Source organism: Streptomyces sp. NPDC102258 (assembly GCF_055584685.1).
The window spans coordinates 1-17,065 of the sequence record NZ_JBVJLO010000024.1 but is presented as its reverse complement, the minus strand read 5'-3'; the positions used below and the strand labels follow the sequence as shown (position 1 = coordinate 17,065).

19 protein-coding genes and 1 tRNA gene are annotated in these 17,065 nt (G+C 73.0%); 9 read left to right on the top strand and 11 right to left on the bottom strand.

What is annotated here, in order from left to right:
- Position 1: 1 nt before the first annotated feature.
- From ACZ6ZT_RS30585 to ACZ6ZT_RS30575, 3 genes are read left to right on the top strand one after another with little or no spacing between them, the layout of a single operon-like run.
- Entirely contained in the window at positions 2 to 607 is a 606-nt protein-coding gene (locus ACZ6ZT_RS30585) for a GNAT family N-acetyltransferase (protein WP_469723389.1), read from the top strand.
- Complete coding sequence (locus tag ACZ6ZT_RS30580) at positions 604 to 1,671, top strand: C45 family autoproteolytic acyltransferase/hydolase (RefSeq protein ID WP_469723387.1); 1,068 nt, start codon at positions 604 to 606, stop codon at positions 1,669 to 1,671. The genes ACZ6ZT_RS30585 and ACZ6ZT_RS30580 overlap by 4 nt, the downstream gene beginning before the upstream one ends.
- Positions 1,672 to 1,724: 53 nt before the next feature.
- Positions 1,725 to 2,441, top strand: coding sequence for a 4'-phosphopantetheinyl transferase family protein (locus tag ACZ6ZT_RS30575; protein WP_469723386.1), 717 nt, complete (start codon positions 1,725 to 1,727; stop codon positions 2,439 to 2,441).
- Here ACZ6ZT_RS30575 and serS read toward each other — a convergent pair.
- From serS to ACZ6ZT_RS30545, 6 genes are all read right to left on the bottom strand, one after another.
- A complete protein-coding gene (serS, locus tag ACZ6ZT_RS30570) occupies positions 2,428 to 3,705 on the bottom strand; it encodes a serine--tRNA ligase (RefSeq protein WP_469723385.1) in 1,278 nt (425 codons plus the stop codon). The two genes, ACZ6ZT_RS30575 and serS, sit on opposite strands and share 14 nt — an antisense overlap.
- Before the next feature lie 14 nt (positions 3,706 to 3,719).
- The gene (locus tag ACZ6ZT_RS30565; RefSeq protein WP_469723384.1) at positions 3,720 to 5,201 is read right to left on the bottom strand and encodes an APC family permease; all 1,482 of its coding nucleotides are present in this window, start codon (positions 5,199 to 5,201) and stop codon (positions 3,720 to 3,722) included.
- Positions 5,202 to 5,205: 4 nt separating this feature from the next.
- Entirely contained in the window at positions 5,206 to 6,189 is a 984-nt protein-coding gene (locus ACZ6ZT_RS30560; RefSeq protein ID WP_469723383.1) for a ferritin family protein, read from the bottom strand.
- A complete protein-coding gene (locus ACZ6ZT_RS30555) occupies positions 6,186 to 6,776 on the bottom strand; it encodes a flavin reductase family protein (RefSeq protein WP_469723382.1) in 591 nt (196 codons plus the stop codon). Before ACZ6ZT_RS30555 ends, ACZ6ZT_RS30560 begins: the two co-directional genes overlap by 4 nt.
- Positions 6,773 to 7,309, bottom strand: coding sequence for a hypothetical protein (locus ACZ6ZT_RS30550; RefSeq protein WP_469723380.1), 537 nt, complete (start codon positions 7,307 to 7,309; stop codon positions 6,773 to 6,775). The genes ACZ6ZT_RS30555 and ACZ6ZT_RS30550 overlap by 4 nt, the downstream gene beginning before the upstream one ends.
- Before the next feature lie 75 nt (positions 7,310 to 7,384).
- Entirely contained in the window at positions 7,385 to 8,527 is a 1,143-nt protein-coding gene (locus ACZ6ZT_RS30545) for an acyl-CoA dehydrogenase family protein (RefSeq protein ID WP_469723379.1), read from the bottom strand.
- A 224-nt stretch (positions 8,528 to 8,751) separates the two neighbouring features.
- Here ACZ6ZT_RS30545 and ACZ6ZT_RS30540 point away from each other — a divergent pair, with 224 nt between their 5' ends.
- Positions 8,752 to 9,765, top strand: a complete 1,014-nt coding sequence (locus ACZ6ZT_RS30540; RefSeq protein WP_469723378.1) for a bifunctional lysylphosphatidylglycerol flippase/synthetase MprF — start codon at positions 8,752 to 8,754, stop codon at positions 9,763 to 9,765.
- A 14-nt stretch (positions 9,766 to 9,779) separates the two neighbouring features.
- A complete protein-coding gene (locus ACZ6ZT_RS30535) occupies positions 9,780 to 9,929 on the top strand; it encodes a hypothetical protein (RefSeq protein WP_469723377.1) in 150 nt (49 codons plus the stop codon).
- 89 nt (positions 9,930 to 10,018) lie between these two features.
- On the opposite strand, the gene ACZ6ZT_RS30530 is transcribed toward ACZ6ZT_RS30535, so the two are convergent.
- Positions 10,019 to 10,330, bottom strand: a complete 312-nt coding sequence (locus ACZ6ZT_RS30530) for a DUF6415 family natural product biosynthesis protein (protein ID WP_469723375.1) — start codon at positions 10,328 to 10,330, stop codon at positions 10,019 to 10,021.
- A gap of 119 nt (positions 10,331 to 10,449) precedes the next feature.
- Here ACZ6ZT_RS30530 and ACZ6ZT_RS30525 point away from each other — a divergent pair, with 119 nt between their 5' ends.
- The gene (locus tag ACZ6ZT_RS30525) at positions 10,450 to 11,565 is read left to right on the top strand and encodes a helix-turn-helix domain-containing protein (RefSeq protein WP_469723374.1); all 1,116 of its coding nucleotides are present in this window, start codon (positions 10,450 to 10,452) and stop codon (positions 11,563 to 11,565) included.
- Between the two features lie 14 nt (positions 11,566 to 11,579).
- Entirely contained in the window at positions 11,580 to 12,158 is a 579-nt protein-coding gene (locus tag ACZ6ZT_RS30520; protein WP_469723372.1) for an HD domain-containing protein, read from the top strand.
- Positions 12,159 to 12,215: 57 nt separating this feature from the next.
- Here ACZ6ZT_RS30520 and ACZ6ZT_RS30515 read toward each other — a convergent pair whose 3' ends face one another.
- From ACZ6ZT_RS30515 to ACZ6ZT_RS30505, 3 genes are all read right to left on the bottom strand, one after another.
- Positions 12,216 to 12,914, bottom strand: a complete 699-nt coding sequence (locus ACZ6ZT_RS30515) for a hypothetical protein (protein ID WP_469723371.1) — start codon at positions 12,912 to 12,914, stop codon at positions 12,216 to 12,218.
- A gap of 3 nt (positions 12,915 to 12,917) precedes the next feature.
- Positions 12,918 to 14,006 (bottom strand): iron-containing redox enzyme family protein, encoded by a 1,089-nt coding sequence (locus tag ACZ6ZT_RS30510; RefSeq protein ID WP_469723370.1) that lies wholly within the window; start codon positions 14,004 to 14,006, stop codon positions 12,918 to 12,920.
- 259 nt (positions 14,007 to 14,265) lie between these two features.
- Positions 14,266 to 14,355 (bottom strand) — tRNA-OTHER (locus tag ACZ6ZT_RS30505).
- A 157-nt stretch (positions 14,356 to 14,512) separates the two neighbouring features.
- Here ACZ6ZT_RS30505 and ACZ6ZT_RS30500 point away from each other — a divergent pair.
- Positions 14,513 to 14,893, top strand: a complete 381-nt coding sequence (locus ACZ6ZT_RS30500) for a cupin domain-containing protein (RefSeq protein WP_469723369.1) — start codon at positions 14,513 to 14,515, stop codon at positions 14,891 to 14,893.
- An 84-nt stretch (positions 14,894 to 14,977) separates the two neighbouring features.
- Here the strand turns inward: ACZ6ZT_RS30500 and ACZ6ZT_RS30495 are convergent, their stop codons facing one another.
- Positions 14,978 to 15,334 (bottom strand): nuclear transport factor 2 family protein, encoded by a 357-nt coding sequence (locus tag ACZ6ZT_RS30495; protein ID WP_469723368.1) that lies wholly within the window; start codon positions 15,332 to 15,334, stop codon positions 14,978 to 14,980.
- Between the two features lie 170 nt (positions 15,335 to 15,504).
- Between ACZ6ZT_RS30495 and ACZ6ZT_RS30490 the strand changes: the two genes are divergently transcribed.
- Entirely contained in the window at positions 15,505 to 16,908 is a 1,404-nt protein-coding gene (locus ACZ6ZT_RS30490; RefSeq protein ID WP_469723367.1) for a pyridoxal phosphate-dependent decarboxylase family protein, read from the top strand.
- Positions 16,909 to 17,065 lie beyond the last annotated feature (157 nt).

Here is a 17,065-nt window from a genome sequence, read left to right as displayed (position 1 = left end):
CATGAGCTGGAACGAGCACGCCGCCGCCGTCCTGGAGAACGACCGGGTGCGCCTGACCCCGATCACCGAGGCCGACCGCGAGGGCGTCCGGGCCGTCGCCATGGACCCCGACATCTGGCGCTACTTCGTCGCCGCCGTCGACACCGACGCCGACTTCGAGGCCTTCTTCGACACCAACCTCGCCGACCACGCCGCCGGCCGCCGCTTCGTCTACGTCATCACCGACAAGGACAGCGGCCGCGTCGCGGGCAGCATGAGCTTCGGCAACCTGGCCGAGGCCGACCGCCGCCTGGAGATCGGCTGGTCCTGGCTCGGCCGCGACTTCCGCGGCCGGGGCGTCAACCACTGGGCCAAGGCCCTGCTCCTGGAGCACGCCTTCGAGACGCTCGGCGCCGAACGCGCCGAGTTCAAGACCGACGTCCTCAACGTCCAGGCCCGCCGCGGCCTCGCCAACATCGGCGCCACCGAGGAAGGCGTCCTGCGCAGCTTCAACTACATGCCGGGCGGCCGCCGCCGCGACGCCGTCTTCTACAGCGTGCTGCGCGCCGAATGGCCCTCCGTCCGCGCCCTGCTGGCGCGCGGCCCGAAGAACGCCGTACCGGCATGAGCGGCGCGCCCGCCGGAGGCGCCGGCATCACCCACATACGGGCCGCGGGCACCCCGTACGAGATCGGCCGCGTCCACGGCGCGGCCCTCGCCGGCCCGCTGCGGGCCTTCCTCGACGACGGGCTCGCCCGCCTGCGCCACCTCAGCGACCGGCCCCTGAGCCTGCCCGCGCTGCGGCCGGCGATCGCCGCCCACCGGGCGGCGGTCGAGGCGGCCCTGCCCGACCTCGCCGAGGAGGTGGCGGGCCTCGCCGACGGGGCCCGGATCAGCGCGGACGAGGCCTGGCTGCTCCAGATCCGCCGCGAGATCATGGGCTACAGCGCCGTCCGCTCGGGCGGCGACTGCACCACGTACGCCCGTACCGGACCCGGCGGCCCGCCCGTCCTCGCGCAGACCGTCGACCTCAGCGGCGACCTCGACACCCACATCAGCGTCCTGGAGACCGCCCGCGCCGGCACCGCCCGGCGCTCCCTCGTCCTCAGCTTCGCCGGACTCCTCGGCTACCTCGGCGTCAACAGCGACGGGCTCGCCGTCGGCCTGAACCTGGTCCTCGGCGGCCGCTGGCGCCCCGGCGTCCCCCCGTACCTGGCGATCCGCCACCTCCTGGACACCGCCCGGAACACCGCCGACGCCCTGAAGGTCCTCGCCGACCTGCCCCTGGCCAGCTCCCGCTCGCTGATGCTCTGCGACCGCGAGCGCGTCCTGTACGCCGAACACCTCGACGGCGAACTGCGCGTCACCGAGGCCGCCCCCGGCGAACTGGCCCACACCAACCACTTCCTGCACCCGGACTTCGCCCCGGCCGACGAACTGAACGTCTTCGCCCGCAACTCCTCGCTGCGCCGGCTGCGCGCCGCCCGCGAGGGCCTGGCCGCACTGCCCGCCGACGCGACCGCCGAGGACCACTTCGCCGTGCTGTCCCGGCCGCCGGTGTGCGTACCCGACCGGGGCGACATCCGCGCCGAACGCACCGTCGCCGCGGCCGTCATGTTCCCGGCGGCGGGCCGCCTGCACCTGCGCCCGGGCGACCCGGCGCGCTCCCGCACACGGGTGTTCACCCTCTAGGCGGCCCGCGGGAGGCCGCACCCCGAAGGGCCTGTGTCCGAGAAAGGAGCATCATGGACGCATGGCTGGTCGATCTCGACCAGGTCGCCCCCACCGACATCAGCGCGCACTATCCCGAGGGCCTCACCGAGGACGAACTGCGGCGCGGCGCCGAGTTCGTCCACGCCCGGGCCGCCCACCGCTTCTACCGCGCCCGGCTCACCGTGCGCAGGCTGCTCGCCGACCGCCTGGGCCTGGCCGCGACCGACCTGCGCATCCACTACGACCCGGCCGGCAAGCCCTACCTGCCCGACCAGCCCGGCACCCACGTCAGCTGGTCGCGCTCCGACGGACTGCTGCTGCTCGGCGCCACCGAGACCGGGCCGATCGGGGTGGACGTGGAACTGGTCCGCCCGTCCACCACCAGCCTGGACGTGCTGACCTTCGTCTACCCCGGCGTCCCGGCCGACGCCGCGCCCGAGACCTTCTTCCACGCCTGGACCCTGCTGGAGGCCGCCGTCAAGGCCACCGGCCGGGGCCTGAGCGACGGCGCCCGGGAGGTCGACCTGGACTTCGGCCCCGACGGCGCCGTCACCCTGCGCGGCATCACCGGCCACGGCCCCCTCCCGTGGCACGGCCACACGGCCCTGCACCCCACCCGCCGGGACTCCCCCTGGGCCATGACCGCCTTCGTCTCCCGCGAACTGCCCCCGGTCACGGTCCTCCCGTGGCCGGACCGCGCCCGTGACCTCGTACGGACGCGGGCGCGGGCGGGAGTCAGCGGGGGGTGAGCACCGGCGTCCCGTCCGGGGCGATCGCCGTGAAACCGGTGTACGGGACCAGCGCGGGCGGCACGCTCACCGAGCCGTCCGCGCGCTGGTACTGCTCCAGGATCGCGACGAGGGTGCGGCCGACCGGGAGGGCCGAGCCGTTCAGGGTGGCGGCGTACTCCTTGCGGCCGTCGCGGTCGCGGACCTTGATGCCGGCCCGGCGGCCCTGGAAGTCGCCGCAGTCCGAACAGGAGGAGATCTCCCGGTAGGTGCCCTGGCCCGGCAGCCACACCTCGATGTCGTAGGTGCGCCGGGCGGCGAAGCCGAGGTCCCCGGCGCGCAGTTCGACCACCCGGTGGGCCAGCCCCAGCCGGCGCAGCGCCGTCTCGGCGTGCCCGGTCAGCAGCTCCAGTTGCGCGGCGGACTCCTCGGGCCGGCAGATCCGTACCAGCTCGACCTTCTCGAACTGGTGCAGCCGCACCAGCCCCCGGGTGTCGCGCCCGTACGAGCCCGCCTCGGCCCGGTAGCAGGGCGTGCACGCGGTCAGCGCCAGCGGGAGCTCGCCCTCCTGGAGGGTCTCGCCCCGGTAGAGGTTGACCAGCGGCACCTCGGCCGTCGGGATCAGCAGCAGCTCCCGGTCGGCGGCCGTGGTCAGGAACAGGTCGTCCTCGAACTTCGGCAGCTGCCCGGTACCGGTCATCGTCTCCCGGCTCACCAGGTGCGGCACCCCGTGCTCGGTGTACCCGTGCTCGGTGGTGTGCAGGTCCAGCAGGAACGCGGCCAGCGCCCGCTCCAGCCGGGCCCCGGCCCCCCGGGTCACCGCGAAGCGGGAGCCGGAGAGCCGGGCCGCCCGCACCTGGTCCAGGATCCCGAGGCGGGTGCCGACGTCCACGTGGTCGCGCGGGGTGAAGTCGAAGCCCGGCACCTCCCCCCAGACCCGGCGCACCACCGGCGGGTCCTGCTCGGTCCCGTCGGGCACGTCCGCGTACGGCAGGTTGGGCACGGCCAGCAGCAGCGCGCCGAGCCCCTCCTCCGCCTCCCGGAGCTCCTGCGCCACCGACCGCAGCCGCTCCTTGGCCTCCTGTATCCGGGCCCGGGCGGCCTCGTCGGGGCGTACGCCGCCGCGCGCGGAGCGGTTCTGCTCGGCCCGCAGCTTGTCCCGCTCGGCGATGAGCCGGGCACGCCGTTCGGTCAGGTCGCGCAGGGCGATCCGGTCCAGGCGGTGGCCGCGGCGGGCCAGCGCCTCCTGGGCCTCGTCCTGGAGCAGGGTGTGCGGGTCGTGCATGACGGGCTCCTCAGTCAGGGGAGTGGAGGGGTGTCGTGCGCCGCGCCGGCGACCGCGCGGTACCGCTCGGGCGCCCGGGCCCGCAGCCACCCGGCGTAGCCGAGCCCGCCGAGCGCGGCAGCGGCCATCAGCCAGGGGATCCGGTTGACCCAGACGGAGGTGGTCCCGGTGACCAGCGGGAAGTTGGCCAGCAGCAACGCCAGCGCGCCCACCAGCCCGGCCAGGGCCAGGGCCGGCGCCAGCCGGGTGCGCCACCAGTGCGCGTCGGGGTGGCGGCGGAAGAAGACGAGCACGGCCACCGCCACGGCCGCCTGGAGCCCGACGATCCCGACCGTGCCCAGCGCGAGCATGGTGGTGGCCAGGTTGGTGTACGGATGCGCCCCCGCGAGCGCGAACAGGGCGCAGACCACGGCCGTGACCACCGACAGCACCAGACTCGCCCGGTACGGGGAGGCGTGCCGCGGATGGATCCGGGCCAGCGCGGCCGGCAGCACCCGCTCCCGGCCCAGCACGAACAGGTACCGGTTCGCGGCGGTGTGCAGCCCGAGCAGCGCCCCGAACAGGCTGGTGCACAGCAGCACCTGCATCACGCTCGTCGCGAAGGTGCCGAGGTAGTCGTCGGACAGGTGGAAGAACAGGTCGCCCAGCTCCGCGCCGGCCCGCTCCGCGACCCGGTCCGCGCCGATCGCGCCGACCGCCGCCCAGCTGATCACCGCGAAGAAGACGGTGATGAGCACCACGGAGGTGTAGGTGGCGACGGGCACGCTGCGCCGGGGGTCGCGGCTCTCCTCCCCGTACAGCGCGGCCGCCTCGAAGCCCACGTACGAGATCAGCGCGAACATCAGCGCCACGCCCAGGCCCGGGGAGAAGACGGTGTCGGGCCGGAAGGAGGCCGCCGGGAGGGTGTCCGCGCCGTGCCGCACGCCGATGGCCAGCGCGAGCAGGCCCAGCACCGCCACCTCGGCGACCATCAGCACCGCCAGCAGCCGGGCGCTCAGGTCGATGCTCCGGTAGCCCATGACGGCGGTCAGCGCGAGCGCCGCCCCCGTCCACACCGGCCAGGGGACGGGCAAGTGGTGGGCGGCGGAGACCAGTTCGGCGAAGTACCCGAAGGCCCCGGCGACGCCCGCGACCGCCGCCGTGTAGGCGACGACGGCCGTCAGCCCGCCCGCGACGGCGAGCGGCCGGCCCAGACCCTGCCCGATGTACGTGTAGAAGCCGCCCGCCCCGACCACGTGCCGGCTCATCGCCGCGTAGCCCACCGAGAAGCACAGCAGGATCAGCCCGGCCAGCGCGAAGGTGGCGGGCACCCCCGCCCCGTTGCCGATGGCGTACGCGAGGGGCACCGAGCCCACCACCCCGGACATCGGGGCCGCCGCGGCGACCACGAGGAACACGATCCGGGGGGTGGTCAGGGTGCGGCGCAGCGCGGGGCGGGCGGCGGCGGGCGCGCCGTCCGCCCCGGCGCCGGTCCGCGCGGGGACCGTGGACGTCACCGGGTCACCTCGGGTGGTTGCGGATGATGTCGACGGCCTCCGGGATGCCCATGTACGGCAGCCGCACCTCGGCCATGTCGTCGGTCCACTGCTCGGCGAGGTCGTAGCGCTGCTTCGGGGTGGTCTCCAGCAGCTTGCAGCCGGGGAACACCTCGTAGCCGTCGAGCAGTCCGGCGTGCGCGAACATGCCCTGCTGGAACAGTTCCTCGCGCTCCAGGACGAACTCCTCCGACGGCAGCTCGTCCCACAGCCGGCGCCCGCGCCGGATCAGCTCGATCAGCCGCGGCCGGTACGAGGGCGTGCGCGCGAGGTGCTCGCGGACGATCGAGCTGCCCACCGTCAGGTGGCGGATCTCGTCGATGGACGCGCCGCGCGCGATCTCGGCGGCCGCCGGGTCCAGCAGGGTCCACTTGCGCTCGCTGAGCTCGGCGGCGGGGGCGAGGACCCCCTCGATGACGATGGTGAACACGGCGACGGCGCCGATGAAGTCGCCCTCGTCGCGCACCACGGAGGTGGCGAACTCGGCGATCGGGTTCAGCACCCGCCGCGTGTAGTCGACGCCCTGCTCCTTGATGAAGTCCAGCAGCCCGGCCCGCGGCACGCCCAGGTCGGTGAGGTGCTTGCGGAAGATCATCGCGTGCCGGGCCTCGTCGACCACCTGGGTGGTGAAGAACTCCTGCTCGACGACCCCGGGCGCGCCGATCACGTAGTGCGAGAGCACCTCGACCGCGCGGGTCTCGGCCAGCGAGCGGTTGCCCAGCTCCAGCACGAGCGCCTGGCGCAGCGGCCCGTCCTCGCGCATGTACTCCGGCGTTCCGGCGTCGTGGCCCGCCTCGGCGCGCCCGCGCAGGGTGCCCTGGGCGACGGCCGACAGCCAGTACGCCAGGTCGCACTCCTCGGCGGTGAGGGTCATTTCCTGGGCCCCGTCGAGGAGATTGGGCGCGCGGTCCCAGTCGGCTTCGAGGGGGATCTGCGGGACGGTGGTCATGAGAGGACCTCACGGGGAGAGGGAGGGACGGAAGCGGCGGGGGTGACGGCCGCGCTGTGCATGCGGCCGGCGAAGCTGAGCATCGGGGAGTCGACGGTGTGGGCGCCGCCCGTGACCTCGGCGAGGAGCATGTCGTGGTCGCCGACCTGGTGCCAGCCGAGGACCCGGCAGGCCAGGTGGGCGAGGCTGCCGCCGAGCAGCGGGGCGCCGGTCAGCGGGTCGGTGGTCCAGTCGAAGCCCTCGAACTGGGCGTCGCCGAGCGGCCGGGAGGGGTTGGCGAAGCGCCGGGCGACGTCGTTCTGCGCCGAGGCGAGGACGTTCACCGAGAACTTGCCGGCCCGCCGCACCATCGAGGCGAAGGTGGAGGTGGGCCGCAGGCAGGCGCCGAGGACGAGCGGGTCCCGGGAGAGGGTGACGACGGCGCTGGCGGTGGTGCCGTGCCGGACGCCGTCGCGGCTGACGGTGAGCACCGTGACGCCGGAGGCGAGCCGGCGCAGCGCCAGCCGGGCCGCCTCGGGGTCCTCGTACCCGTCGGCCGCCGGGGCGGCGGGGGAGCGGTCGGTGAGCCAGGCCGGGTAGCGGCTCACCGGGTCACCCCGACGGCCGGGGCGGAACCGGTGGCGGCGCGGGTCGCCGGGTGGTCCTCGTACGGGAGCGGGACCGGGCCGTCGGTCGCGCCGCGGCGCTTCAGCATGGCCGTCACCTGGTCGACCAGCGGGGTGTCCACCGGCTCGAAGGGCAGCCCGAAGGGCTTGAGGAAGTTCCCGAAGACGCCGCGGTCGCCGAAGACGTGGAAGGGCAGGGCCAGCAGCGCCCATTCGGGACCGATCAGCCACATCCACAGCAGGCCGACGGCGGCCACGCTGAGCAGGCTGTGCATCGTGTTGTAGAGGACGTAGTAGGCCTTGGGGATCCGGCCGTCGGGGCTGCGCCGGTAGGCGATGGCGCCGGGGATGTAGCCGACGAGGTCGATGTAGAGGAACAGGCCGATCGCCGCGAACCAGTTGATGTCCGTGAAGTGCCACAGGATGAACCCGATCGTCACGGCGAAGGCGACCAGGTACTCGGCGCGGTGCAGGCTGAAGGTGACCGGTGATTCCACCGGGTTCTTGATGTCCATCAGGGATGTCCTTCCGACGGGCGGCGGGCGGCGGGTGGCAGGCCGCGGGCGGCGAAGAGGGGGGCGGCGGACGGGTCAGGACAGCCGCAGCGGGCCGCCGGCGAACCAGTCGGCCAGCTCCGCCGCGACGCTCGCGCGCGACGGCGGGTGGAAGGCCAGGGCGCGGACCGCCGAGGCCAGGTAGGCCACGTCGCCGGAGCGGATGTAGGCCATGCCGCCGAGCATCTCCACGGCCTGGTCGACGCTCTGCGCCAGCAGGTCCTGGGTGGCGTAGCGGGCGGTGAGCACCGCGGCCACCGCCTCGTCGCCCTCGGTGCCGTCCTCCAGGGAGCGGGCCGCGCCCTCCACGAGGGAGACCGCCGCGTCCATCCGCACCGCGAGCTGCGCCCGCTCGGCGGGCGTTCCGCGACCGCCGTCCAGGACCCGGGCGACCAGCGCGGAGGCGGCGCCCACGTACGAGGAGGTGGCGAGCAGCTCGAACCAGGTGAAGCCGGCGGTCTGGAGGTCGTCGAGCCGCTCGGCGTCCTCGGGGGTGCTGTGGATGACCAGTTCCTCGGGCACCACCACGTCGGTGAGCCGCACCTCGTGGCTCTGCGAGGCGGCCAGGACGGGCGTCGCCCAGAACGGCCGGGTCTCGATGCCGGGGGAGGAGGCCGGGATCAGCATCAGGGCCAGCGCGCCGCGCCCGTCCTCCCGCGTCACCTGCACGCTGGCGGTCAGTACGTCCATCGAACCGGAGAGGCTGCACGGCTTCTTGGAGCCGTTGACGCGGTAACCGCCGCCCGGGAGCGGCTCGGCCACCACCGAGGGGGCCAGGATGTTCTGGTCGGTCCGGCCCTCCGCCCAGCCGGAGGCCAGCAGCAGCCCGTCCGAGGCCACGCCCTCCAGCAGCTTCAGCTGGGCCGGGGTGAGCCGCCCGGCGGCCTGGGCCAGCCGGAACAGCATCGCGACCGTGAAGTGGTGCATCACGGTGGCCACCCCCAGGGAGGGGGAGACGGCGGCGATGGCCCGCTGCACCCGCACCGCCTCCAGCGGACCGGCGGCGGCGCCGCCGTACGCGGCGGGCACCAGCAGGCCGGGCCCGCCGTGCTTGCGGTACAGCTCCAGCACCGGGCTGTCCTCACCCTCCCGGGTGCTGAGCGGCAGGTCTTCGAGTGCGTCGAGAAGACCTGCGTGGAATTGCTCGCAGATCCCGCGCGCTGTCGTCAGGGAACGCATCGCCGTGCTCACCTCGGGCTCTCTGGGAATTCTCCTGCTGCGAAATACGATATTCGGAAAGCATCGTTTCACTGACCGTCTGACTGAGGCCTGACGCTTATCTGACCTGCGATTTCTCCTGACAATGCCCTGACGGTCGGCTGACCGCGCGACCGGGTGGGGCTTGTGCCGCCGTGCCGCCCGTGCCATAAGTGGAGAAGTGTCGGCGGGAGAATGGATCTGAAATGACGGCAGTAATTGTGGAGACGGATGTCGCACTCGACGCCATCCGCCGGTACGCGGACGCGGGGAATCCGAGCGCGTATTTCGCCTTCAGCGACGGGAACAGCTACTTCCGCTTGCCGGACGTGCCCGGCGTGATCGTGTACCGGCCCGTCGGCCGCTACCTCGTCCAGTTCGGCGGCCCCTTCGCCCCCTTCGAGCCCGCCGGACCGGACGGCCCCCGGGCCCGGCTGCTGGCGGGCTTCACCGCCTTCGCCGCGGAGCGCGACCGCGAGATCGTCTCCGTACAGCTCCAGGGCGCGGACGCCGACGTCTACGTCGACCAGGGCTTCACCGTGAACCAGATGGGCGCCTCCTACGCCGTCGACCTGGAGACCTTCACCCTGGCCGGCACCCGGTTCATGCAGCTGCGCAACAAGATCTCACGGGCGCTGCGCAGCGGCCTGGAGATCAAGGAGGTCGCGTACGAGGAGTACGCGGACCGGATCGCGGCCCTCGACACCGCCTGGCTCTCCACCAAGGGCGAGGGCGTCAAACCACTGGAGTTCCTCGTCGGCCAGACCGGCGGCCGCTACCAGCACCTGCGCCGCCTCTTCGCCGCCGTCCGCGACGGCGAGCTGATCGGCTACGTCTCCTACGCCCCGGTCTACGGTCCCCAGCCCGGCTGGATGCACGACCTCAGCCGCCGGCAGCCCGACTCCCCGCCCGGGGTGATGGAGGCCCTCAACAAGGCCGCCATCGACGTCTTCACCGCCGAGGGCACCCGCTGGCTGCACTTCGGCTTCACCCCCTTCACCTCCCTGACGGCCCCCCAGTTCCCGGGCCACAGCCTGGGCTTCCACTGGTTCATGGAGCACCTGTGGGAGCACGGCGCGCACATCTACCCGGCGCGCACGCAGCTGGAGTACAAGCAGAAGTGGGCCCCCTCCGCCGTCCTGCCCGAGTACATCGCCTTCCAGCACCGGGCGAGCCTGCCCGCGCTGGTCCACGTCTTCCGCGCCTGCAACGCGGTCTGAGGAGGAGCCCCGACATGCCCGAGGAGATCGAAGCGACCGGCCTGCTGCTGGTGGACCGCTTCCAGGCCTGCGCCGCCGCCCCCGACGACCTGACCGCGGCCCACCTCTGCGACGAGGCCCTCACCCGCCTGGACACCCTGCTCCGCGACGCGGCCGAGGCCTGAACCGGGGCCGGGTCAGCGGGTGCCGGCGAGGACAACGGCGAGCGCGCCGAGCAGGATCACGACGTACAGAACCTGCCGGAGGCGCTCGGTCACCACGCCCCCAGCGCCCCGGCGAGGCTCCGCAGAATCCGGGCCAGGGCGCGGGCGTAGTTCCAGTTCGCGTGATCACCCCGCCCCATGGGACCCGCGTCGACGAAGTACTCCCACTCGGCCACCGCCGCCCCGGCCCGCTCGCTCCGCCGGTCACGGGGCAGCGCGGCCACCCGCGCGTGCAGCACCTCCCCCTGGCCGACCAGTTCCCCGATGAGCCGGGCCACGCTCTCGGCATCCGGCCGCTCCGAGTAGGGCACGACCGCCCGCCCGATGAGTTCCTCGATCTCCCGCGTCTCGCCGCTGTCCATGCCGGTGCTCCCTACAGCCGTGAGCGGGTGGTGGGACGAGCGTAGATATCGCGTCATACCGCTCGAAGTGACCCGTGGTACGGGTACGTTGACCCTCGTTCGCAGGCAGAGGGGCGGTCATGACCGGCACGCAGGAACCCACCCGTACCGGCGGTCAGGGAAGTCCGCAGCGCCGTCGCGGCGGCATGGTGTCCGGCTACGTCTTCCGGGTCATCCGGGAGCAGCTCGACCACACCCAGGAATCCTTCGCCGAGGCGTTCGGCGTGTCCACGGACACGATCGCCGGCTGGGAATCCGGGCGGCGCCCGCTGACCTCGCTCGCCGTCGGGCAGATGTTCACCCACCGGCACAGGCTCATGCGGATGGGCATCAGCCCGGCGCTGCTCCTGGCCCTGGACAAGGCCATGGAGGCCGATGTCGTCCTGGCGAGCGCGCTCGAAGACGACGGACCGGCGGGCGAGAACCCCCTGGGCGTGTGGGTCATGCAGCGCGACCTGGTCGAGGTCCTGACCTGGCCCCTGAGCGGCGTGATGCCCGAAGCGATGCGCGGCGTCCGCGTCGTGGCCCGCCCACGTCGCGGCCCGGTACCCACCGGCCCGAAGCTTTCCGCGGACGACCGGCGCCGGTTCTTCGCCCGCATACGGCACACGGCCGAGCAGGCGCGTACGGGCGAGTTCCTCCTGCGCCGCCAAGCCCTCTACCTGGCCGGTTACGACGAGGCGGCGGACACCTGCGACTGGCTCGCCCGGCAGCAGCAGGCGCGCCGGCCCGACGACTGGCTGACCCGGTGGCTGAACGCCCGCTCGGTGGCCGCCGTCGCCGCCCGCCGGGGAGACCACGACCGCATGGGCCACTTCATCGCCTCCACCCTGGAGGACGACGACGCGGGCGAGGCGGCGAACCTGAGCTACTGGGCCTACTGGGTGGGCGAGTCGACGCACCCCCAGCTGTCCGACGACTTCATCGCCGATCCCACCGCCCCCGCGTGGCACGGCCACAAGCTGTTCCGGCACCTCGTGAGCGGCCTGGATCCGGAGCGCGGGTTCTTCGACCTGAACGTGCACACGCTGTGGGCGCTCCTCGCCGTGCGGCCCGGCCTGCTGCGCACGACGTCCCCACCGGGGCGCGCCCTGCGCGACCGGCTGCCGGTGCTGTTGGATGTCACCGGGCCCTCGACGCGCGCGCGGCGGGAGCTGGAGGGGATCCGGTACGCATTCCGCCTCGCCGGGGCGTGAGAAGGAGAACAGACGTGGCTGACGACCTGTCCGCGGTGGCGCGCTTCCTCTACGAGGCGGGCACCCTGAAGAACACCGCCCGCACGGGCTGGTGGATGGCCGGCGTCAAGCAGCCCGAGAGCGTCGCGGAGCACTCGTGGCGCACCTCCCTGATCGCCTCGGTCATCGCGAAACTGGAGGGCGCCGACCCCGCGCGGGCCGCGTTCCTCGCCGTCTGGCACGACACTCAGGAGACCCGCACCGGGGACGTGAACCACCTCGGCAGGAAGTACGCGGCCGGCGCCGACCCGGCCGCCGTCACGGCCGACCAGACGGCGGGGATGCCCGAGGCCCTCGCCTCGGCCGTCCGGGAGCTCGTGGCCGAGTACGAGGCGGCGGACTCCCCGGAGGCGGTCTGCGCGCGGGACGCCGACAAGCTGGAGTGCATGCTCCAGGGCATCGAGTACAAGGCGCAGGGGTACGCGGCCGCGCAGCGGTGGATCGACAATTGCCGGAGCCGGCTGACCACGGAGACCGGGCAGCGGCTCGCCGACGAACTCCTGGGCCAGGGCACGCTCGACTGGCTGCGGGCGGCACTCGGCGAGCGGGGCTGACGCCGGACACGGGCAGCAGCCCCCGCCCGCCCGGGGCGGGCAGGGGCGTCGCGCCGGTCAGCGCAGGGCCGGGCGGGTGTGGAGGAGGGTGCCGGTCGGGCCGCGGACCTGCATGGGGCGGCCTCTGAGGGCCGAGGACGGTGGGGTCGCGGCCGGGGTGAGGTGGGCGGTCAGGAAGTCCTGGGTCACCGGGCCACCGGGCCCGGCGAGCAGTTCGTGGAGGTCGTCGGTGACCGCGCGCCGGTCGAGCAGGAGCCCCTGCCCGGGCCGCGGCGCGGCCTCCAGCAGCGGCGCCGAGGCCCCGCCCGGCCCGTACAGGCGGGAGCGCAGGCTGCCCTCCCCCTCCCGGCCCAGGACCGCCAGCAGCCCGAACTCGCTGTCCACGGGGGCCGGTTCGGGGGCCGCCACCCGTACGGTCGTCCCCGCCGGGGCGACCGTACGGACCCGGTGCAGGGTGATCAGCCAGTCCGCGTGGATGTCGAGCCACGCACCGCTGAGCGTGCGCCGCAGCAGGGCGCCGCACCCGGCCGCCAGCCGCCGGTCCGCGAGGTCCCGTACGGGGCCGCCACCGGGGCCGGACGCCCCGGACGGCGGGACGTACTGGAAGAGCCAGTCGTCGTCCGCCGTCCAGGACATCCGCAGCCGCAACGGGCGGTACGGGTGGTCGCGGAACCCCGCAGTGACCGCCGCCGGCACCGGCGGCAGGCCGACCGGCGCGAAGCCGTGCTCGCGCAGTCCGTGCGCACCCGTCCGCACGGCTCAGCCCGCGGCGACGGGCGTGCGCTCGGCGCTCTCGACGGCCGGCCGGGCCTGGTCCAGCCGCTCGTCGAGGTGCCGGGCGGAGGAGTTGGCCCGCCACAGCGCGCCGCGGGCGATGCCCCGCCGCATGTAGGCGGTGTCGGCGCTCGGGATGACCACGTTGTGGAACCACCCGGCGGCGTGCTGCGAGTCGATGGTGATGTGCAGCCGGTGGTAGGTGATCCCGACCTCGGGCAGGCCCAGCCGCTCCCACGCCCGGACGACGTTGCGGAACCGGTCGGGGGCCAGCCACTCGGTCATGCCGAGGAAGCCGACCGCCTCCGGGTACAGGTGGCGGTAGCGGCACAGCAGCACGGCCAGGTTCCCCGAGTGCAGGTCGGTGGTGGTCATGGCCGCTTCGAGGTCCTCGGCGCGGACGTCGAACACCTCGTAGATCTTGTTGAAGAGGTGGGTGTGCACGGCCTGCGGATCGCCGTTGCCCATCTCGTCCCAGTAGTTCCCGGCGATCTCCAGCTTGCTGGCGCCGGCCGTGCCGATCTGCATCATCGCCAGGAAGTCGTCGAAGCGGCCGTCGATCAGCGACTCCTGGATGACGTACGTACGCAGGTCCTCGCGCCCCGCCTCGCGGTTGATGAAGTCGGTGTAGTACGGGTGCTTGAAGGCGCGGTGCTTGCGGACCAGGCCCTTGAGCCACGACAGGAACTGCTTGGGCTCGGCCGGCGCCGACTCCAGCAGCCCCGGCTCCAGATGGGCGTCCTCGGCGGCCAGGGTGGCGTTCTCCAGCATCCGGGTGACCTCGTGCAGCAGCACGGAGCCCTCGGCCGTCGGCCGGTCCGGTATCTGCATCACCGTCTGGTAGATGCGCGACAGCAGGAGCTGCTGGTGGTAGTGGGCGTCGTCGCGGTCGGGGCCGGTGACGGCGGCGGCGTTCATGTCGGCCACCGCCTCGACGATGCGCGCGCGTTCGCCCAGGAACTTGGCGTCGATCTCGTCGGCGTCCACGGTCAGCCAGGAAGAGACCTCCTCCACGAGCGCGGCGGCGTCGGTCCTGCGGATCGTGGGCACGGTGGGGTTGTCGCTGCTGGGCAACTGCGTCTCCATGTCTCTCGGGGTCGCTCGGGGAACGACGCCTGGTCGGGTCGCGCCGGAGGGGCGGAAGGAGGGGGTCGGGGAACGTGCGGTGACGTCGACGGGGCCGCGGGCGGAAGGGCTGGATACCGTCGCTCCGCGGGACCGGGGACGAGAAGGGCGCTCACCGGGCCCCGGCACCGCCGTCGGGCCCCGCATGCCAAAGACACGCGCACCCCTGGTATCGGATCGGGATGCGCGTGCCTGGGATGAGCACCTGCGGAGAGGGCAGGATTCGAACCTGCGTGGGCAGAGCCCGTCCGGCGAGTAACCCCACCGGACCCCATTCGGCCGCTTTGGGAACCTCTCCTCCGGTCTTTCTGTGCCATCAGCTTGGCACGCACCGGCTGACACGGTGCTGATGTGTATCTGAGAGGGAAATCGGGAAACCGGTCAGGGGCCCATCAGCGGTCACTGGGATAGTCGAAGGCGATCGAGCTTCTTCATCTGGTACCAGGGGAGTTCCCGTGAGCGCCGAAACCGCCAAGATTTCCGTATCGCGTCTGTACGCCGACGAGAACGGGGAGTCGCATTTCATCGACGAGACGCTGGAGGTGACGGCGGTGAATTTCGCGCCGCCCGCGCCCTCGCTCTTCGTCTCCGAGGGCGTGCCGGCCAAGCAGGCCGTCTACCTCTACATCCCGGCCGGGTGGTTCGGCGACTTCCACCCGGCGCCGCGCCGCCAGATCATGACGCTGGTCAGCGGCCGGATGGAGTGCGGTGTCAGTGACGGCACCTGGCGCACCTTCGTCCCCGGCAACACGCAGCTGGTCGAGGACACGCACGGCAAGGGCCACGCCACGAAGGCGCTGGAAGACTGCGTGATGATCGTCTCCCAGCTGGGCTGACGAAAAGGCCGAGGAGATGAAGAGAAGAAGGGGGCACGGGCCGTATGCGGCCCGTGCCCCCTTCTTCGCCGTTCCGCGTGCGGATCAGCCCTTGACGTAACCGAAGCTCTCGACGATCAGGCCGCCTTCCAGACGGGTCACGTTCACCCCGCGCACGAAGTCCTTCGGACCGGTGCCCCAGCGCAGCGTCCAGCGGCACACCGCGCGCTCGCCGGCCGTCCAGACCTCCTCCACCTCGAAGGTCATCTGGTCGTTGGCCGCGATCGCGGTCCAGAACTGAAGGCATTCGTCATAACCGACGTGCTTCGAGCCGTCGGGGGCGGGCCCGGAGTTCTCCAGCCGGCAGTTCTCGGCGAGGAGGTCTTTCAGCAGGCTCGCGTCGTGCTGCTGGAAAGCCTGGTTGAACTGGTCGATAACCTTGCGTGTCTGCTCGTCGGACATCGGGTCTCCTCATGTCTCATGGCTCGGCACGGGCGGCCCGCCGGTCGGACCGGGCCACAGGAGAAAGTAATACAGTCCAACAGCCCCTGGAGTCCACGCGGTTCGGGTAACCGGTTCTTCCGGCCAATTTCGTCAGTCGCACGTCAGTACCGGCCGCCTAGGTTAGTACTATGACCACAGCAGACAGTGCGCCTCTCGCATTGGCCTATCAGCAGGCCATGGAATATCTGGCGGGCCTCGCCGATCGGCCGGTGGCTGCCACTGCCGGCTCCGAACAATTGCTGAAAATGTTCGGTGGCCCGCTGCCCGCCGGGCCGGGGGAGGCGACCGACACCATCGAACTCCTCGGCCGGGCCGTCGCCGAGGGCGGCATTCCCACCGCGAACGGCCCCCGCTACTTCGGTTACGTCACCGGCGGCACCCTGCCCGTGGCCATCGCCACCGACTGGCTCGTCGCCGCCTGGGACCAGACCGCCAGCCTCTACAACCTCTCGCCGGCCGTCGCCGTCGCCGAGGACGTCGCCGCGCAGTGGGTCCTGGAACTGCTGGGCCTGCCCGCGCACGCCTCCGTCGGCTTCCCCACCGGCTGCACCATGGCCCACCTGACCTCCCTGGCCGCGGCCCGGCACAAGCTCCTCGCCGAGGCCGGCTGGGACGTCGAGGCCCGGGGCCTGGGCGGCGCGCCCGACGTGGCCATCGTCGCCGGCGCCCAGCACCACATGACCATCGACCTCGCCGCCCGCTACCTGGGCTTCGGCACCGACCGCATCCGCAACGTCCCCGTGGACGCCAAGGGCCGGATGATCCCGGCCGAACTGGAGGCCGTCCTCGCCGGGATCGACGGGCCGGTCATCGTGGCCGCGCAGATCGGCGACGTCAACTCCGGCGCCATCGACCCCGTCGGGGAGATCTGCGACATCGCCCACCGGTACGGGGCCTGGGTGCACGTCGACGGCGCGTTCGGCCTGTGGGCCGCGGCCAGCCCGAAACTGCGGCCCCTCGTCGCGGGCGTGGAACGGGCCGACTCCTGGGCGCTGGACGCCCACAAGTGGCTCAACGTGCCCTACGACTGCGGCATCGTCGTCATCGCCCACCCCGAGGCGCACCGGGCGGCCATGCTCAACGAGCGGGCCGGCTACCTGCCGCCGGGCACGGACGGGGAGCGCGACGCCATCGAGTGGGTCCCCGACTTCTCGCGGCGCGCGCGGAGCCTGCCGGTGTGGGCGGCCCTGCGGTCACTGGGGCGCTCCGGGGTCGCGGACCTCGTGGAACGGTGCTGCGCGCACACCCGCCGCTTCGGCGAGCACCTGGCCGGGGTGGAGGGGGTGGAGCTGCTCAACGACGTCGTCCTCAACCAGCTGATGGTGCGCTTCGGGGACGACGACCAGGTCACGCGGAACGTGATCGCCCGGATCCAGGCGAGCGGGGTGTGCTGGTTCGGCGGGACGCTGTGGGAGGGGCGGGCCGCGATGCGGATCTCCGTCGTGAACTGGCGTACGACCCGGGAGGACGTGGACCGCAGCGCGGCCGTCATCCGCGAAGCCCTGGCCGCGGAACTGGCGGCGCCGGCCTGACCCCTGCCCCCTGACCTCCGTGACCCCCCACCCGGGCCGGGCCCGTTCCCCACGGGCCCGGCCCGGTCGTGCGGCGGGGCTGGATTGCCCGGAGGGCAATTCCAGCCCCGCCGGCGTTTGAGGCGCGGGCGCGGAGCGCCGTGTGGTGAGCCGCGGC

Bases quoted from the DNA above. Each gene is read 5' to 3' on its own strand.
- ACZ6ZT_RS30540 (WP_469723378.1), top strand. From the start codon at position 8,752: ATGACGGCAGTAATTGTGGAGACGGATGTCGCACTCGACGCCATCCGC.
- ACZ6ZT_RS30560 (WP_469723383.1), bottom strand. From the start codon at position 6,189: ATGACCACCGTCCCGCAGATCCCCCTCGAAGCCGACTGGGACCGCGCG.
- ACZ6ZT_RS30495 (WP_469723368.1), bottom strand. From the start codon at position 15,334: ATGTCCGACGAGCAGACACGCAAGGTTATCGACCAGTTCAACCAGGCT.
- ACZ6ZT_RS30525 (WP_469723374.1), top strand. From the start codon at position 10,450: ATGACCGGCACGCAGGAACCCACCCGTACCGGCGGTCAGGGAAGTCCG.
- ACZ6ZT_RS30530 (WP_469723375.1), bottom strand. From the start codon at position 10,330: ATGGACAGCGGCGAGACGCGGGAGATCGAGGAACTCATCGGGCGGGCG.
- ACZ6ZT_RS30550 (WP_469723380.1), bottom strand. From the start codon at position 7,309: ATGGACATCAAGAACCCGGTGGAATCACCGGTCACCTTCAGCCTGCAC.
- ACZ6ZT_RS30580 (WP_469723387.1), top strand. From the start codon at position 604: ATGAGCGGCGCGCCCGCCGGAGGCGCCGGCATCACCCACATACGGGCC.
- ACZ6ZT_RS30490 (WP_469723367.1), top strand. From the start codon at position 15,505: ATGACCACAGCAGACAGTGCGCCTCTCGCATTGGCCTATCAGCAGGCC.
- serS (WP_469723385.1), bottom strand. From the start codon at position 3,705: ATGCACGACCCGCACACCCTGCTCCAGGACGAGGCCCAGGAGGCGCTG.
- ACZ6ZT_RS30535 (WP_469723377.1), top strand. From the start codon at position 9,780: ATGCCCGAGGAGATCGAAGCGACCGGCCTGCTGCTGGTGGACCGCTTC.
- ACZ6ZT_RS30585 (WP_469723389.1), top strand. From the start codon at position 2: ATGAGCTGGAACGAGCACGCCGCCGCCGTCCTGGAGAACGACCGGGTG.
- ACZ6ZT_RS30575 (WP_469723386.1), top strand. From the start codon at position 1,725: ATGGACGCATGGCTGGTCGATCTCGACCAGGTCGCCCCCACCGACATC.
- ACZ6ZT_RS30545 (WP_469723379.1), bottom strand. From the start codon at position 8,527: ATGCGTTCCCTGACGACAGCGCGCGGGATCTGCGAGCAATTCCACGCA.